This is a genomic window from Streptomyces sp. NPDC002536 (assembly GCF_053594995.1).
The window spans coordinates 61740-75820 of sequence record NZ_JBSFWU010000012.1; the positions used below are offsets into that span (position 1 = coordinate 61740).

Consider the following 14081-nt stretch of genomic DNA (forward strand, 5'->3'; position numbering starts at 1 on the left):
GGACCGTCAGGAATGGGCCGTCCGCGAACGGCCCGTGAAGGGAGGCCGGACGTGGAGGGACGGCCGCGCGCCGATGTCCCGGAGGCCGACGACTTCACCCGGACCTACTGGGAGGCCGCCGGAGAAGGGCGGTTGCTGATTCGCCGCTGCCACGCCGTCGGCTGCGGCAGGGCGCATCACTACCCGCGGGAGTTCTGTCCGTACTGCTGGAGCGACGACGTCGTCTGGGAGGAGGCCTGCGGCAGGGCCACGCTCTACACCTGGTCCGTCGTCCATGTCAGCGATCTGCAACCCTTCGGATCCCGGCTGCCCTACGTCCCTGCCGTCGTCTCCCTCGCAGAGGGGCCGCGCATGACCACCGAGGTGGCCGACTGCCCGGAGGGCTCGCTCCGCGTGGGCATGGAGCTCACCGTCACCTTCCGCAAGGATCCGGAACTCGCCCTGGCGATACCGCTGTTCCGGGCGTGTTGAATGTACACATGATGGAACCCAAGGCACTGGATCCGGTCTGGCTCGGTGAGTACGACCTGCTGCTGCGCCCCTGGGAGGCACGGGATCTCGATGCCGTGCTGCGCGGTATATCGGACCCCGACTTCCGCCGCTGGAACGCCGTCACCGTGCCCGCTCCGGACGAGTGCGGCGCCCAGGAGTTCCTCGAACGGCGCGCGGCGGGCTGGCGGATGGGGGACCAGGCCTCGTTCGCGATCACCGCGGAGGACGACGGGTTCCGCGCCGTCGTGGGCCATGTGGGGCTCGCGATGATCGACCAGGTGCTGCGGTCCGCCCGCGTCGCGTACTGGGTCCTGCCCGAGCACCGGGGCCGCGGCTATGCCTCCCGCGCCCTGGAGACCGTCACGCGCTGGGCGTTCCGGGGCGATCTCGGGCTGCACCGGGTGGAGTTGGGGCACGTCCTGCCCAACCATGCCTCCTGCCGCGTCGCCGGGCACTGCGCGTACGCCTACGAGGGCACGATGCGCGGTGCGATGCCGGGCGTCGACGGCCGGATGTGGGACGTGCACCTCCATGCCCGGCTCGCCACCGACCCGGCACCCGACCTCACGGCCACAGCAGCCCGGTAGTCCAGGACCCCGGGCCGGTACGGCGGTAGACGAGGCGCACGTGCCGGCGCCGCGCGTCACCCTGGAAGAACTCGATCTCGTCGGCAGCGAGGACGTACAGCGTCCAGCTGTCGACCGGAGCATCCGGCTCACGGAGTGCCCGCTCCCAGGCCGCCTCCGAGGCCCGCTCCAGTTCCGCGTACGAGGACAGCTCCTCGCTCTGGTGCCCCACCAGGGCGGCGGCCAGCGCGCCGGGCGACCGCTTGCCCAGGTCCGCGCGGCTCTCCGCCGCGTCCGCAGCCGTCACCGTGCCCTGGACGCGCACCTGCCGCCCGACCGCGGGCCAGTAGAAGCCCAGGGCCGCCTCGGGGCGTGCCGCCAGCTCGCGGCCCTTGCGGCTGGTGCGATGGGTGGCGAAGTGCCAGCCGCGCCCGTCGGCGTCGTGCAGCATCACCGTCCGCACGGACGGGCGTCCGGTGGCGTCGGCGGTGGCCAGGCTCATGGTGTGCGGCTCGGGAGTGCCCGCCCAGGCCGCCTCGGACAGCCACTGCTGGAAGAGCGGCAGCGGGTCGTCCGGTGCCGTGGCCGGGTCGAAGTGCGGCAGTTTGGTGTCCCACACAGGGAGGGAGCGCAGGAGGTGCCGGAAGGACTCCTGCCGCTCGTCCTGCTCCTGCTGCCCGGCGTCCGGCACGTTGCTCATGTGTCCATCCAACAGGAGGTGGTGCGCGAGCCGTGTGCCGGGCCGGTCAGCCGCGCCCGAGGACCACTGTCCCGGACGAGCAGAACCAGCCGCCCGTGCCCGACGCCACGGCGAGCTGCGGCAGCCGTCCACCGCGCCTGCGGACCTGGCGCCCCTCCTCCGCTTCGCCGCGCAGTTGCCGCACCGCCTCGACGATCAGGAACAGGCCCCGCATCCCCGGATGGCAGGCGGACAGCCCCCCGCCGTCGGTGTTGACCGGCAACGCACCACCGGTCGTCAGCCTGCCGTCCGCGGCGTATGCGCCGCCCTCGCCCTTCGGGCAGAAGCCGAGGTCCTCCAGCGTCACGAGCGTCATGTACGTGAACGCGTCGTACAGTTCGGCCACGTCGATCTCCTGCGGGGCCACGCCCGCCTGCCCGAAGGCCTTTCGCCCGGAGACCGCAGCGGGGGAGACGGTGAAGTCCTCCCACTCCGACATCGTCATGTGTGACACCGCCGTGCCGGCGCCCAGCACCCACACCGGCGGCTTCGCAGTGTCCGGCACGTAGTCCTCTGCTGCCAGCAGCGCGGCACAGCCGCCGTCCGACCGTATGCAGCAGTGCAGTTTGGTGAACGGGTCGGCGATCAGTGGGCTGTCGAGGACGTCGTCGACCGTGATCGGGTCGCGGTACAGGGCGTGCGGATTGCAGGCTGCGTTGGCGCGGGTTTGAACGGCGATGTCGGCCAACTGCTGCACGGTTGTGCCGTACTGGTGCATGTGGCGTCGCGCCGCCATGGCGTACTTGGCGACGATCGTGTGACCGTACGGTGCCTCGAACTGCGCGGGACCGCGAGCGCCGAAGGCGAGGTTGGCGGTGCGCCGGCCGGCCTTGATGTCGGCTCGTGCGGTGGAACCGTAGACGAGGAGGACGGCGTTCGCGTGGCCTGCCGCGATGGCGTCCGCCGCGTGGGCGGCCATCACCTCCCAGGTGCAGCCGCCGACGGAGGTCGAGTCCACCCAGGTGGGCCGTAGGCCCAGGTACTCCGCGACGTCGACGGGCGCGAGCGTGCCGAGACCGGCGGAGGCGAAGCCGTCGACGACGCTTCTGTCGAGACCGGAATCGGCGAGGGCACGGCGTGCGGCCTGGGCATGCAGGGCGTAGGGCGTGACGGTGTCGAGGCGGCCGCAGTCCGAGAGGGCGACACCGACGACGGCGACCTTGCGTCGGCCTGAAGGCATGAATCTGACGGTACATCAGATCCGCTCTGGGAAAGTGGGCTTCCTCTCGCCATAATGCCCGCCGTCGGATCGGATGAGGGGAGTCCGCGATGGATGCCCGGCTGAGCGGCGAACAACAGGAAGTGCGCCGCACCCTGCGGGAGTTGCTGCAGAAGCAGGCCTCCTCGAAGCAGGTCCGTTCAGCGGTCCGCAGTCGGGCCGGGTACGACACGGGCCTCTGGCGGCAGCTCGGCTCGTCCCCTGGACTGGCCGGCCTGGCAGTGGAACAGCGATACGGCGGAACGGGCTGCGGAACCCTCGAACTCACCCTGGCCGCCGAGGAGACGGGCCGGGTCCTGCTGCCGTCGCCCCTCCTGTCCACGGCAGCACTCACCGTGCCGCTCGTCACCGCGCTCGGAACGCCGCAGCAGTGCGCGCAGCTGCTTCCGGGACTGGCCTCCGGCGAGCTCACGGGAGCACTCGCTCTGCCCGGCACCACGCTGACGACGGCGCTCGGCCTCGCCGGGCCGGACGACGGTGCCTGGGCCGGGGGCGGGCGGTCCGGAGGAGTGCAGGCGCGCCACACCGCCGACGGCTGGCGGCTGTACGGGGAGGCCGGGCAGGTGCTCGACGGCCACAGCGCGGGGCTGCTGCTCGTCGCCGCGCACACCGGCGGATACGCCCGCAGCCGCACGCTCCTGTTCGCCGTGCGGCCGGACCGTGCGCACGCAGTGACCCGTACGCGTCTGACCGCACTGGACGAGACGCGGCCGCAGGCCCGTATCGAGCTGCGGGACACCGACGCGGAACCGCTCGGTACCGGCGATGCGCTGCCCGCCCTCGCTGCGCTCGGAGGCAGCGCGGCTCCCGTACTGGCTGCAGAGGCGGTGGGAGCCGCAGCACGGGCCCTGGAGAAGACCGTGGAGTACGCGCGCGTACGCGAACAGTTCGGCAGGCCGATCGGATCGTTCCAGGCCGTCAAGCACCGCCTGGCGGATCTCCATGTGACCGTTCAGGCGGCACGTTCGGCCGTGTACTACGCCGCCTGGGCCGTGGCCGGTACCGCACGGGGGCGGGCCGTCGGGGCGCTCGCGCTCGCACAGGCCCTTGAGGCCCAGTGGCGGGTGGCGGGCGAGGCCGTCCAACTGCACGGAGGTATCGGGGTGACGTGGGAACACGATGTGCAGCTGTACTTCAAACGAGCGGCTTCCGACGAGCTGATGTTCGGGCCCGTGCACCGGTTGAGGGCCCATGCGGCCGAACTGGCGGGGCTGTTTGACGTTTCAGACGGTCGGGAAGCGGTGGTGCTGTGATGCCTGTAGTCGAACGCCTGGTGCAGAAGGTCTCGTCCACCCGCTCGTTCGCGCGAATCGCACCCCACTGTGTACCGGCCCTGGACCGCACAGTGCACCGTCTGACGGGCGGAAGGCTGCTGCTGAGCACGAAGTTGCTTCCGGGACTCGTCCTGACGTCGACAGGGGCGAAGACCGGGCAGCAGCGGCGGACACCGCTCGCCTGCATGCCGGACGGCGGCCGCGACGGCACGGTCGGGGGGTGGGTTCTCGTCGGCAGCAACTTCGGCCGCCCCGGCCACCCCGCCTGGTCGGCGAACCTGCTGGCCCACCCGGACGCGGAGATCAATTGGAAGGGCCGGGACATCCCCGTGCAGGCACGGCTGTTGCGGGGAGCGGAACGGGAGGCGGTCTGGGCGGCGCTGCTGAGGTTCTGGCCGCCGTACGAGCGCTACCAGGCGCGTGTGGAACGGGAGATCAGACTCTTCCGGCTGGAGCGGCGGCAAGCGCCGGGGATCGGTGATTCCTGACCGCCGTGAGTGCGACGCGGCGGGCCGCCCGGGGCCATGCCCGGGCGGCCCGCCGCCGCGATGACAGGACGTGCGAGACACACGAGAGAGATGTGAGCGGACAGGCCCGCAAGAGGGCCTGCAGCGCGCCTACTTCGTCGGCTTCTTGCCGGTGATGCCCAGATGGACGAGCAGCGCGAGGTTCGGCTTGAGCTCGGCCTGCTTGACGCCCCAGCTCTGGAAGCCCTTCTGGTGGGAGGCCACCGCGGCGAGCATGGCGACGAGCGAGCCCGCGACGGCCGCGGGGCTGACGTCCTTGTCCACCTTGCCCTTGGACTGGAGTTCCTTGACGGAGTCCGTCAGGGAGTTGGTGACCGCGTTGAGGATCTTCATGCGGATCTTGTAGAACCGCTTGTCGCCCTCGGCCGCTCCCAGGTCGACGACGCGCAGAATCGCATCGTGTTTGCGCCAGAACCCGAGGAATCCGTCCACCAGTTCCTCGGCCGCCTGCCAGCCGGACTTGCCGACCCAGGAGCGTCCGGCGACGAGTTCGGTGAGGCTCGCGCCCTCCTTCGCCATTTCCTCGGCGATTTCGAGGACGGCTCCCTCGACGTCGGGGAAGTACTGGTAGAAGGTGGCCGGCGAGGTGCCGGCCCGGCGGGCGACATCGATGACCTTGACGTCGCGGTAGGGCGAGGAGCTGAGCATTTCGCCGAGGCAGTCGAGCAGCTTCTGCCGCGTCGCCTGGCCTCGGCGACCGGCCACCCGGCCGTCGACGGTGCGTACTTGTCCTGTCATGCCGTCAGCTTACCGAGGGGTGATCGGAGCGCGATTCGGCCGCATGCAAATGGGGGCGGGGGTGCGTGATGGTGTGTATCGGCAGGTCAGATGGGGTGTGAAGGGGTATGGAGACGGCTGAAGCGGATTGGCCCGTACCGGTGAATTGTCCTATCGACAAGCTGTGGACAACCGCGTCACCCGCCCATTCCCCGGTTATCCACAGCCCGCGCGAGAACGGCCCTCCGCCGATACCGTGACAGCTGGGCACAACCTGCGGCGGGACACCCCGCACAGGCGGATGCAGCACACGCAGAAGGAGCCGGGCCCATGAGCGCAGCCGCGGAAGGATTCACGGAAGGCATGCCGTGCTGGGCGGATGTCATGCTGTCCGATCTCGCCGCCGGAAAGCGCTTCTACGGCGAACTCCTCGACTGGACCTTTGAGGACAGCGGCGGTGAGTACGGGCACTACGCCCAGGCGTTCCACCACGGGAAGAATGTCGCGGCGCTGGCACCCAAGCCCGACGGGAGGATGCCCACGGCCTGGACCCTCTACTTCGCCTCGCCCGACGCCGCGGCCACCGCACGCAGGATCCACGCCGCGGGTGGCCAGATCGTCGTGGGCCCCATGACCGTCGGCGAGTACGGGACGATGCTGACGGCCGCCGACCCCGGCGGAGCCGTCTTCGGCGTCTGGCAGGCCGGCAGCCACGGGGGCTTCGAGGAGCGGGGCGAGCCCGGCTCGTACGGCTGGGCCGAGGTCTACACCCGTGACGCCAAGGCCGTCGACCCCTTCTACGAGCAGGTCTTCGGCTTCGCCACCGACGACCTGAGCGAGGAGGCGGGCATCGAGTTCGCCGTCTGGACCCCCGCCGGAACACCCGCGGCCCCCGAGCACGCGGTCGGCGGCCGGGTCGTCATGGACGCCGGGTTCCCGCAGGAGATGCCCGCGCATTTCCTCGTCTACTTCGTCGTCGACGGCTGCGACGATGCGGCCGCCACCGCCGTGCGGCTCGGCGGCCGCGTCCTGCGCGAGCCCCGGGACACCCCCTACGGGCGCTTCGCCGTGCTGGCCGACGACCAGGGAGCCCACTTCGCCGTCATCGATCCCGCGCAGGCGCAGAGGGGGTGACCGCGGGGGGCGGGGTTCCGGATGTGGCGGAGACACGACGAAGCCCGACCCGGGTTCGCAACCGCGGGCCAGTCCAGGAAGAATCGGGGTGCGTTCCCCGGGATAATTCGCGGTGAGACGCTGCAGCGGGGCCGGAAACCCTTCCGGGCCCCGACGGGGAGGTGGCAGGCCAGTGGTGGAGCAGCTGACGCAGCACGACCCGAGACGGATCGGCCCGTTCGAGGTGCTGGGCCGGCTCGGTGCGGGCGGCATGGGGCTGGTCTATCTCGCCCGTTCGGCATCCGGCCGGCGAGTGGCGATCAAGACGGTGCGCACGGAGCTCGCGGAGGACCAGCTCTTCCGCGTCCGCTTCACTCGTGAGGTGGAAGCGGCGCGTGCAGTGAGCGGCTTCTACACGGCCGCCGTCGTCGACGCCGATCCGCGGGCGGCCGTGCCCTGGCTGGCCACTGCGTACGTCCCTGCGCCCTCGCTCGAGGAGATCATCACGGAGTGCGGGCCGCTCCCGGCCCAGGCCGTGCGCTGGCTCGCCGCGGGCATTGCCGAGGCGCTGCAGTCCATCCACGGGGCGGGCCTCGTGCACCGCGACCTCAAGCCCTCGAACGTGCTGGTCGTGGAGGACGGGCCGCGCGTCATCGACTTCGGCATCGCGTCGGGGGTGTCCAACACCCGGCTGACCATGACCAACGTCGCCGTCGGCACGCCCGCGTACATGTCCCCCGAGCAGGCGCGGGACTCACGCAGCGTGACCGGTGCCAGCGACGTCTTCTCCCTCGGCTCCACCCTGGTCTTCGCGGCCACCGGGCACGCGCCCTTCCACGGTGCGAACCCGGTGGAGACGGTCTTCATGCTCCTGAGGGAAGGCCCCGACCTGAGCGGCCTGCCCGACGAGCTGCGGCCGCTCATCGACTCCTGCATGCAGATGAGCGCCGAGCACCGGCCCAGCCCGGCGGACCTGCAGGCGCAGCTCGCCCCCCACCTGTTCGCCGCCGGCGGGGACGACGACAGCGGCACGGCGTCGGCCTGGCTGCCGGACAACGCCGTGTCCCTGATCGAGGGCCGCAGGGCCGGGCAGCGCGCTTCCGCCGGTGGTGCCGCGGGCGCCGCGGGCACGGGACGCAGCCGTGCCATGCCGCCCCGGCCCGCACAGCCGCCCACCTCCGGCCCGGCCCCCGCTCCCGGCTACGAGCCCGCGCCGAGCGCCCACGCGGCGAGCGGCTGGGGCGCGGGCCCCGCGAGCCCCGCACGGTCCGTCGTCGGAGCGCCCGACCCGCGCGGCGGGCTGACCGGGCCGCAGGGCCGGCATGCCGCAGCGCCCGTCGCAGCCCCGCCCGAGGGGACGGTCCGGCTCGCCGGATCGCAGGTGCCGATCGGCCCCGGCCCCCGGGTCGCCGATGCCCAGGCGCATCCGGCCGCCGGTCCCACGGCCGGATGGGTCCGGCCCCCTTCCGAAGCCTCCGCCGCGCTGCCGGGCCAGACCGGCGCCCCGGTCGCGTCGCCCGCTCCTGCCGCGTCGCCCGACGCAGGCGGCAGCAACATCCAGGCGGACCAAGGACGTTGGCGGCCGTGGCGGTTCCGGATGTCGAACGACGTATGGGGCACGCCCACCGTTGCGGGGGACCTGCTGTACGTCACCTCGTTCGAGGTCCACGCGCTCGATGTCGCCAGTGGGCGGCGGCAGTTCAAGACCCGCGACGTGGCCTGGGCCATGGCCGTCGCCGACGGACGCATACACGCCTCGGACGGTCCCACGCTGTACGCGCTCGACGCCGCGGACGGCGCGGAGCGCTGGCGGCTCTCGACCGACGGCTGGGTCTACTCGCTGCGGGCCGAGGGCGGCACGGTCGTCACCGGCACCCGCGGCGGAGGCGTCCAGGCATGGGAAGCCGCCACCGGCGATCTGCTGTGGGAGACGGGAGGCGTCCAGACCGACTTCGAGACCCCGGACTGCGGGCCGGCCCTCCACGACGGCGTGGTCTACGTCTGGGCCGACGCGCGGCTGCGCGCCCTGGAGGCGCGTACGGGCGCCGAGCGGTGGTCGTATCCGGTGGGCGACGCGGCCTCGTGCGGCGGGGTCCCCGTGCGGCTGCTGGCCGCTCCGGACGGAGTGGTGTACGTCGCTGCCGGCACGCGCCTGCTCGCCATCGACGTGGCGCGCGGTGACGTGCGCTGGCGGTTCGAGGCACCGGCGGTCTTCCTGTGCCCGCCCTCCTTCGCGCCCGGCGCCGTTGTCACGGGCGGCGGTGCCTACATCGCGGACTACCTGGGCACCGTCTACGCGCTGGACGCGGCCACGGGCCGCGAGCGGTGGCGCATAGCGACGGAGGCCCGGCAGTCGACGGAGCCGGTGCTCGTGGCGGACGGTTCCGTGCACCTGGGCAGCGGTGGCGCGCTCTACACGCTGGACGCGGTGACGGGCACGCCGAAGTGGCGGTTCGCGGCAGGCGGCGACATCGTGGGCGCCCCGGTGGCCGCCGACGGCCGGGTGCACTTCGGTTCGGCCGACCACTGCCTCTACACGGTCGACGCGACAGGTGGCCAGCTCCGCTGGAAGCTGGCCACGGGCGGCGAGATCACCGGCTCGCCCGTGGCCAAGGGCGGTGTCGTCTACGCCTGCAGCAAGGACCGCTGCGTGTACGCGCTGGACGCCGCGAAGGGGACGGGCCACACGCGGCGTTGACCGGGCGGGTGCCGGCCGGCACCCGCCTCAGCGCAACCGGTAGTCGCGGGAGCGCGCCGTGAAGAGGTCCGCCTGGCGCGCCGGGGGCAGGTTGCCCAGCGTGACGAGGTGCGGGGCCAGGGCCAGCGCATGGGAACGGGCCTGCTCCTTGGCCGCCCAGAGGGCGCGCACGGTGCCCTGCACGGCCTCCGTCGGCTGCGCCGCGATCACGGCAGCGGCGCGCAGGGCGGCCTCCACGGCGCCGCCGGGCGGGGTCAGTTCGGACACCAGGCCGATCTCGTAGGCCCGTTGTGCCGAGAGGCGTTCGGCCGTGCCCATCAGGGCCGTCCGCGCGGCCTCGCCGAACGGCATGCGCCCGGCCATGTAGAGGGACTCGTACGCGCTGACCATGCCGTACGTGGTGTGCGGGTCGAAGAACGTCGCGTTGCGGGACGCGACGACGAACTCGGATTCGCCCAGCAGGTAGAAGGCGCCGCCGCAGGCCATGCCGTTCACCGCGGCGACGACCGGCTTCCACAGGTCCGAGGCCTTGGGGCCGATCGTCAGCAGCGGGTCGTCCAGGGAGTACGGGGACGCGGGCTGAGGTGTCTCCGTGGTGCGGTCGAGGCCTGTGCAGAAGGCGCGGTCGCCCGCCCCGGTGAGGACGATGCAGCGGACGGCGGTGTCGTTGCGGAACTCCCGCCAGAGTGCAGTCAGTTCGACGGCCGTCCGGGCGTCGATGGCGTTGAGGCGGTCCGGGCGGTTCAGGACCACCAGTGCGACGCCGTCCGCGCCGCTCTCCACGGTCGTGGTCATGACCGCTCCGGTGTCCAGCGGGGGAGTGCGATCCCCTGGGCCTGCGGGAAGACGGCCCGGACGGGCGCGCCGATGCGCAGGTCCTCCGGGGCCGCGGAGTCGATCTCCGCGTCCGGGGCGGCGACCAGGTTGCCCACCATGCGGATGCCGGGCGCGTCGGACAGCTCGACCACGACCACATTGTACGGGGCGTGTGCGGCGTAGCCGGGCAGCAGAGGTGGGTGGGGAAGAATGTACGACCAGATGTGACCGGTTCCGTTCATCAATTGCCAACTACTGGCGAATGATTGGCACTTTGGGCAGCAGGGGCGGGGTGGAAACCGGGGTTCACGGCAGTCCGCGCAAGTTTGTATGCGAAGTTCACCCCGTGTTGCGAAGTCCCAGAAGGGGGCGCCGTCCACGTCCGGGACCGGCGCCAGGAGGCCGTTGTCAGTGGTGGCCCTCATCATGGGGGACATGAGTTCAACTCCTCAGCAGAAGCGCCGATGTGGGGACTCCCTCGCCCGCCGTGACCAGGCATGTCGCGGCGTCGGGGACCTGCGCGGTCGAACTGCCGCGGAGCTGCCTGACCCCCTCGTTGATGAGGTTGAAGCCATGGACGTACGCCTCGCTGAGGCCGCCCCCGCCGGTGTTGAGCGGGAGCCGGCCGCCGAGCTCCAGCGCGCCGCCCTCGGTGAAGGCCGCTCCCTCGCCGCGTCCGCAGAAGCCGTAGCCCTCCAGGGAGAGCGGGATCAGCGGTGTGAACGCGTCGTAGATCTGGGCGACATGGACGTCGCGCGGGCCGAAGTCCGCGCGCTGCCAGAGGTGGCGGGCGGCGGTCCAGGAGGGGCCGGTCAAGGGGGATTCCGTCCAGTAGTTGACCATGCCGTGGTGCTGGGCCGGCAGGGCCTGGGTGACGGAGTGGACGTAGACGGGGGCGGCCCGGCAGTCCCGGGCCCGCTCCGCGGGGACGACGACGCAGGCCAGGGCGCCGTCCGTCTCCAGGCAGTTGTCGAAGAGGCAGAGCGGTTCGCTGATCCAGCGCGAGGTCATGTACATCTCGCGGGTCAGCGGGCGGTCGTACATGATCGCGGCAGGGTTCTGGTTGGCGCGGTTGCGGCAGGCGAGGGCGACGTTGAAGAAGTGGTCGCGGGTGGCGCCGTATTCGTGCATGTAGCGGCGGGCCAGCATGGCTATCTCGTCGACCGGTCGCAGGAGTCCATACGGACGCGTCCACTGCGCGGGCGTGGGCAGTTGGGCCCCGGTGTTGCGCCATGGGCGGGGGCCCGAGCCGCGCTTGCGTGAGCGCCAGGCCACGCCGACGGTCGCCTGTCCCGTGGCGATCGCCGCCGCCAGGTGGGCCACGGTCGCGCAGGAACCGCCACCGCCGTAGCCGACCCGGGAGAAGAAGGTCACGTCGCCTGCGCCGATGGCCTTGGCGACCTCGACCTCGTCGGTCTCCTCCATGGTGTACGAGGCGAAGGCGTCGACTTCGGACGGGGCGATGCCGGCGTCGTCCAGCGCCGCCAGGATGGCGCGGCACGCCAAGGTCTTTTCGGATTCGGTGAGTTGTTTCGCGAAAGGAGTCTGACCAATGCCGACGATTGCCGTCGCGTCCTTGAGCGGTGCCGTCGTCGTCCTCATCGTCATCGCCATCGCCGCCTCGGTGGTGTCGGCGCCGGCCGTGCCGGCACTGTCGCCCGTGCTGCTGCTGACAGCGCGGAAGGCTATCGCTAATCTGACGCACAGTCAGCTCAATGGACCGGCATGCGGGGTGGCCGAGGATGGCGAAGGTGTCCGATGCACGGTGACCTGGAGTTCGGATCGATACCCCGTCTCGTCCGCACCGCCGCCGAGCGGTACGGCGACCGCGAAGCAGTCGTCGAGGGCCGGTCCAGGACCGGCTACCGGCAGCTCGGCGAACGCGTCGAACGGGCCGCCGCCGCGTGCCTCGCCGCCGGGGTCGAGCCCGGCGACCGGGTCGCGGTCTGGGCACCCAACACGACGGACTGGATCGTCTGCGCCCTCGGCGCGGTCACGGCCGGAGCCGTGCTGGTTCCCGTCAACACCCGCTTCAAGGGTGCCGAAGCGGCCCATGCGCTGGCGCGCACCCGGGCGAAGCTGCTGTTCGTCACCGGCACCTTCCTCGGCACGTCCTACGTCGCCACGCTCCGCCGCGCGGCGGGAGCGAGCAGGGGCACGGGGTCAGGCCCCCTGCCCGGGCTGCCGCACCTGCGCCGCGTCGTCGTGCTCGCCGAAGCCGCACCCGCAGCTGCCGGCTTCCTCACCTGGAAGGAGTTCCTCGCAGCGGGGAAGACCGTCTCCCCCCGGGACGTACGGGCACGTGCCGACGCCGTCCGGCCCGATGTGCCCTCCGACATCCTCTTCACCTCGGGCACCACCGGCGAGCCCAAGGGGGCCGTCATCACCCACGCACAGACGCTGCGGGCCTTCGGCACCTGGAGCGAGCTGGCAGGACTGAGGGAAGGAGACCGCTATCTGATCGTCAACCCCTTCTTCCACACCTTCGGCTACAAGGCCGGCATCATCGCCGCGCTCATGCGCGGTGCGACGATGGTCCCGCTGCCCGTCTTCACCCCGGAAGCGGCGCTCGCCCTGATCGCCGCCGAGCGGATCACGGTGCTGCCCGGGCCGCCCACGCTCCACCAGGCGCTGCTGGACCACCCGTTGCGGGCGGCGTACGACCTGTCGTCGCTGCGGGTCGTGGTGACCGGTGCGGCCACGGTGCCCCGGCGGCTGGTCGAGCGGCTGCGCGACGAGATGGGGATACCGGTCGTGCTGACCGCCTACGGCATGAGCGAGGCCACCGGGCTGGTGACCATGTGCCGGCGCGGGGACTCCGCGGAGACCGTGGCGGGGACGTCGGGACGGGCCGTTCCCGGCACCGAGGTCAAGGTGGTCGGCCCCGACGGAGCCGCGCGGCCGGCGGGGGAGCCCGGCGAGGTGCTGGTGCGGGGCCACCAGGTGATGTCCGGCTACTTTGAGGACCCCGCCGCCACGGCACGGGCCGTCGACCCCGACGGCTGGCTGCACACCGGCGACGTCGGCGTCCTGGACGGCGACGGCAACCTGCGGATCACCGACCGGCTCAAGGACATGTTCATCGTGGGCGGGTTCAACGCTTTCCCCGCCGAGATCGAGCAACTCCTCGTCCGGCACCCGGGTGTTGCCGAGGCCGCGGTCGTCGGAGTGCCGGACGCGAGGCTGGGGGAGGTCGGCAGGGCCTTCGTGGTGCGGAGTGCGGGCGCGGCGGCGTCCGGGCCGACGGCCGAGGAGCTGATCGGGTGGGCGAGGAGGGAGATGGCCAACTACAAGGTGCCGCGCGAGGTGGAGTTCGTGGCGGAGCTGCCGCGCAATGCGTCCGGGAAAGTGCTCAAGGAGGTGCTGCGGCGGAGGTGTCCGTGCCGCTGACTGCCCAGGAGCGCGAGGCGTTCCTGGGCGAGGCGCATGTGGCGTCGTTCGCGGTCGACTCCGGGGAGCGGGGGCACGGGCCGGTGACCGTCCCCGTCTGGTACGCCTACCGTCCGGGCGGTTACGTGGTGGTGATCACCGGCCGCGCCTCCCGCAAGGCGAGGCTGGCCGCGGAGGCCGGGCGCTTCGCGCTCCTGGTCGGCCGGACGGTCCCGTCCTACCGGTACGTCTCCGTGGAGGGTGAGGTCGTCTCGGTCACCACGGCCACCGAGGAGGAGGTGAGGGAGGTCGGTTCCCGGTATCTGCCCACGGAGGAGGCGGTTGCCGGATACGTGGAGCAGGTGCTGGCCGATCCCGGGGCGGCCGTGGCGATCAGGATGCGGCCGCGGCGCTGGCTGTCGGCGGATCTGGGGGCGTCGGGCTGAGCCGCCCGTTCGCCCTGCAGAGTGCTCTGCAGATCGCCCGGCCGTGCATCGGGCCGTCCGCCGGCGAGCCGCACCGATGTCGGCACGCCGACGGAGACGTCAGTG

Annotated in this window: 14 protein-coding genes; 8 read left to right on the top strand and 6 right to left on the bottom strand. The window is 72.0% G+C overall.

What is annotated here, in order from left to right; genetic code table 11:
- Window positions 1–12: 12 nt before the first annotated feature.
- Together ACWD4B_RS07110 and ACWD4B_RS07115 are read left to right on the top strand one after the other, a co-directional pair.
- Complete coding sequence (locus ACWD4B_RS07110; protein WP_451419822.1) at window positions 13–471, top strand: Zn-ribbon domain-containing OB-fold protein; 459 nt, start codon at window positions 13–15, stop codon at window positions 469–471.
- Between the two features lie 8 nt (window positions 472–479).
- Window positions 480–1079 carry a GNAT family N-acetyltransferase gene (locus ACWD4B_RS07115; protein ID WP_451419823.1) on the top strand — a complete coding sequence of 200 codons (600 nt, stop codon included), beginning with the start codon at window positions 480–482 and terminating at the stop codon, window positions 1077–1079.
- Here ACWD4B_RS07115 and ACWD4B_RS07120 read toward each other — a convergent pair.
- Both ACWD4B_RS07120 and ACWD4B_RS07125 read right to left on the bottom strand, forming a co-directional pair.
- Window positions 1057–1758, bottom strand: coding sequence for a pyridoxine/pyridoxamine 5'-phosphate oxidase (locus ACWD4B_RS07120; protein ID WP_451419824.1), 702 nt, complete (start codon window positions 1756–1758; stop codon window positions 1057–1059). The two genes, ACWD4B_RS07115 and ACWD4B_RS07120, sit on opposite strands and share 23 nt — an antisense overlap.
- A gap of 46 nt (window positions 1759–1804) precedes the next feature.
- Window positions 1805–2977, bottom strand: coding sequence for a thiolase C-terminal domain-containing protein (locus ACWD4B_RS07125; RefSeq protein ID WP_451419825.1), 1173 nt, complete (start codon window positions 2975–2977; stop codon window positions 1805–1807).
- Between the two features lie 89 nt (window positions 2978–3066).
- Between ACWD4B_RS07125 and ACWD4B_RS07130 the strand changes: the two genes are divergently transcribed.
- Both ACWD4B_RS07130 and ACWD4B_RS07135 read left to right on the top strand, forming a co-directional pair.
- The gene (locus tag ACWD4B_RS07130; RefSeq protein ID WP_451419826.1) at window positions 3067–4269 is read left to right on the top strand and encodes an acyl-CoA dehydrogenase family protein; all 1203 of its coding nucleotides are present in this window, start codon (window positions 3067–3069) and stop codon (window positions 4267–4269) included.
- A complete protein-coding gene (locus tag ACWD4B_RS07135; protein ID WP_451419827.1) occupies window positions 4269–4778 on the top strand; it encodes a nitroreductase family deazaflavin-dependent oxidoreductase in 510 nt (169 codons plus the stop codon). Before ACWD4B_RS07130 ends, ACWD4B_RS07135 begins: the two co-directional genes overlap by 1 nt.
- 129 nt (window positions 4779–4907) lie before the next feature.
- Here the strand turns inward: ACWD4B_RS07135 and ACWD4B_RS07140 are convergent, their stop codons facing one another.
- The gene (locus ACWD4B_RS07140; RefSeq protein WP_336412973.1) at window positions 4908–5555 is read right to left on the bottom strand and encodes a TetR family transcriptional regulator; all 648 of its coding nucleotides are present in this window, start codon (window positions 5553–5555) and stop codon (window positions 4908–4910) included.
- Between the two features lie 309 nt (window positions 5556–5864).
- Between ACWD4B_RS07140 and ACWD4B_RS07145 the strand changes: the two genes are divergently transcribed.
- Window positions 5865–6668: a VOC family protein gene (locus ACWD4B_RS07145; RefSeq protein ID WP_451419828.1), complete on the top strand. Its 804-nt coding sequence runs from the start codon at window positions 5865–5867 to the stop codon at window positions 6666–6668.
- Between the two features lie 172 nt (window positions 6669–6840).
- The gene (locus ACWD4B_RS07150; RefSeq protein ID WP_451419829.1) at window positions 6841–9345 is read left to right on the top strand and encodes an outer membrane protein assembly factor BamB family protein; all 2505 of its coding nucleotides are present in this window, start codon (window positions 6841–6843) and stop codon (window positions 9343–9345) included.
- Between the two features lie 27 nt (window positions 9346–9372).
- Here ACWD4B_RS07150 and ACWD4B_RS07155 read toward each other — a convergent pair whose 3' ends face one another.
- The 3 genes from ACWD4B_RS07155 to ACWD4B_RS07165 are packed head-to-tail and all read right to left on the bottom strand — an operon-like array spanning window position 9373 to window position 11775.
- On the bottom strand, window positions 9373–10140 hold the full coding sequence (locus ACWD4B_RS07155) for an enoyl-CoA hydratase/isomerase family protein (RefSeq protein WP_451419830.1): 768 nt from the start codon (window positions 10138–10140) through the stop codon (window positions 9373–9375).
- On the bottom strand, window positions 10137–10598 hold the full coding sequence (locus tag ACWD4B_RS07160; protein WP_451419831.1) for a Zn-ribbon domain-containing OB-fold protein: 462 nt from the start codon (window positions 10596–10598) through the stop codon (window positions 10137–10139). Before ACWD4B_RS07160 ends, ACWD4B_RS07155 begins: the two co-directional genes overlap by 4 nt.
- A 4-nt stretch (window positions 10599–10602) precedes the next feature.
- Entirely contained in the window at window positions 10603–11775 is a 1173-nt protein-coding gene (locus ACWD4B_RS07165; protein ID WP_451419832.1) for a lipid-transfer protein, read from the bottom strand.
- Between the two features lie 144 nt (window positions 11776–11919).
- Here ACWD4B_RS07165 and ACWD4B_RS07170 point away from each other — a divergent pair, with 144 nt between their 5' ends.
- Both ACWD4B_RS07170 and ACWD4B_RS07175 read left to right on the top strand, forming a co-directional pair.
- Complete coding sequence (locus ACWD4B_RS07170; RefSeq protein ID WP_451419833.1) at window positions 11920–13551, top strand: FadD3 family acyl-CoA ligase; 1632 nt, start codon at window positions 11920–11922, stop codon at window positions 13549–13551.
- Window positions 13542–13976 carry a pyridoxamine 5'-phosphate oxidase family protein gene (locus ACWD4B_RS07175; RefSeq protein ID WP_451419834.1) on the top strand — a complete coding sequence of 145 codons (435 nt, stop codon included), beginning with the start codon at window positions 13542–13544 and terminating at the stop codon, window positions 13974–13976. The genes ACWD4B_RS07170 and ACWD4B_RS07175 overlap by 10 nt, the downstream gene beginning before the upstream one ends.
- Window positions 13977–14081: the final 105 nt, after the last annotated feature.

What these genes read in the sequence shown, in the direction of transcription:
- ACWD4B_RS07170 (WP_451419833.1), top strand. Translation starts at nt 11,920, where the DNA reads ATGCACGGTGACCTGGAGTTCGGATCGATACCCCGTCTCGTCCGCACC.
- ACWD4B_RS07110 (WP_451419822.1), top strand. Translation starts at nt 13, where the DNA reads ATGGGCCGTCCGCGAACGGCCCGTGAAGGGAGGCCGGACGTGGAGGGA.
- ACWD4B_RS07135 (WP_451419827.1), top strand. Translation starts at nt 4,269, where the DNA reads ATGCCTGTAGTCGAACGCCTGGTGCAGAAGGTCTCGTCCACCCGCTCG.
- ACWD4B_RS07155 (WP_451419830.1), bottom strand. Translation starts at nt 10,140, where the DNA reads ATGACCACGACCGTGGAGAGCGGCGCGGACGGCGTCGCACTGGTGGTC.
- ACWD4B_RS07115 (WP_451419823.1), top strand. Translation starts at nt 480, where the DNA reads ATGATGGAACCCAAGGCACTGGATCCGGTCTGGCTCGGTGAGTACGAC.
- ACWD4B_RS07125 (WP_451419825.1), bottom strand. Translation starts at nt 2,977, where the DNA reads ATGCCTTCAGGCCGACGCAAGGTCGCCGTCGTCGGTGTCGCCCTCTCG.
- ACWD4B_RS07120 (WP_451419824.1), bottom strand. Translation starts at nt 1,758, where the DNA reads ATGAGCAACGTGCCGGACGCCGGGCAGCAGGAGCAGGACGAGCGGCAG.
- ACWD4B_RS07140 (WP_336412973.1), bottom strand. Translation starts at nt 5,555, where the DNA reads ATGACAGGACAAGTACGCACCGTCGACGGCCGGGTGGCCGGTCGCCGA.
- ACWD4B_RS07165 (WP_451419832.1), bottom strand. Translation starts at nt 11,775, where the DNA reads ATGGCGATGACGATGAGGACGACGACGGCACCGCTCAAGGACGCGACG.
- ACWD4B_RS07145 (WP_451419828.1), top strand. Translation starts at nt 5,865, where the DNA reads ATGAGCGCAGCCGCGGAAGGATTCACGGAAGGCATGCCGTGCTGGGCG.
- ACWD4B_RS07130 (WP_451419826.1), top strand. Translation starts at nt 3,067, where the DNA reads ATGGATGCCCGGCTGAGCGGCGAACAACAGGAAGTGCGCCGCACCCTG.
- ACWD4B_RS07160 (WP_451419831.1), bottom strand. Translation starts at nt 10,598, where the DNA reads ATGTCCCCCATGATGAGGGCCACCACTGACAACGGCCTCCTGGCGCCG.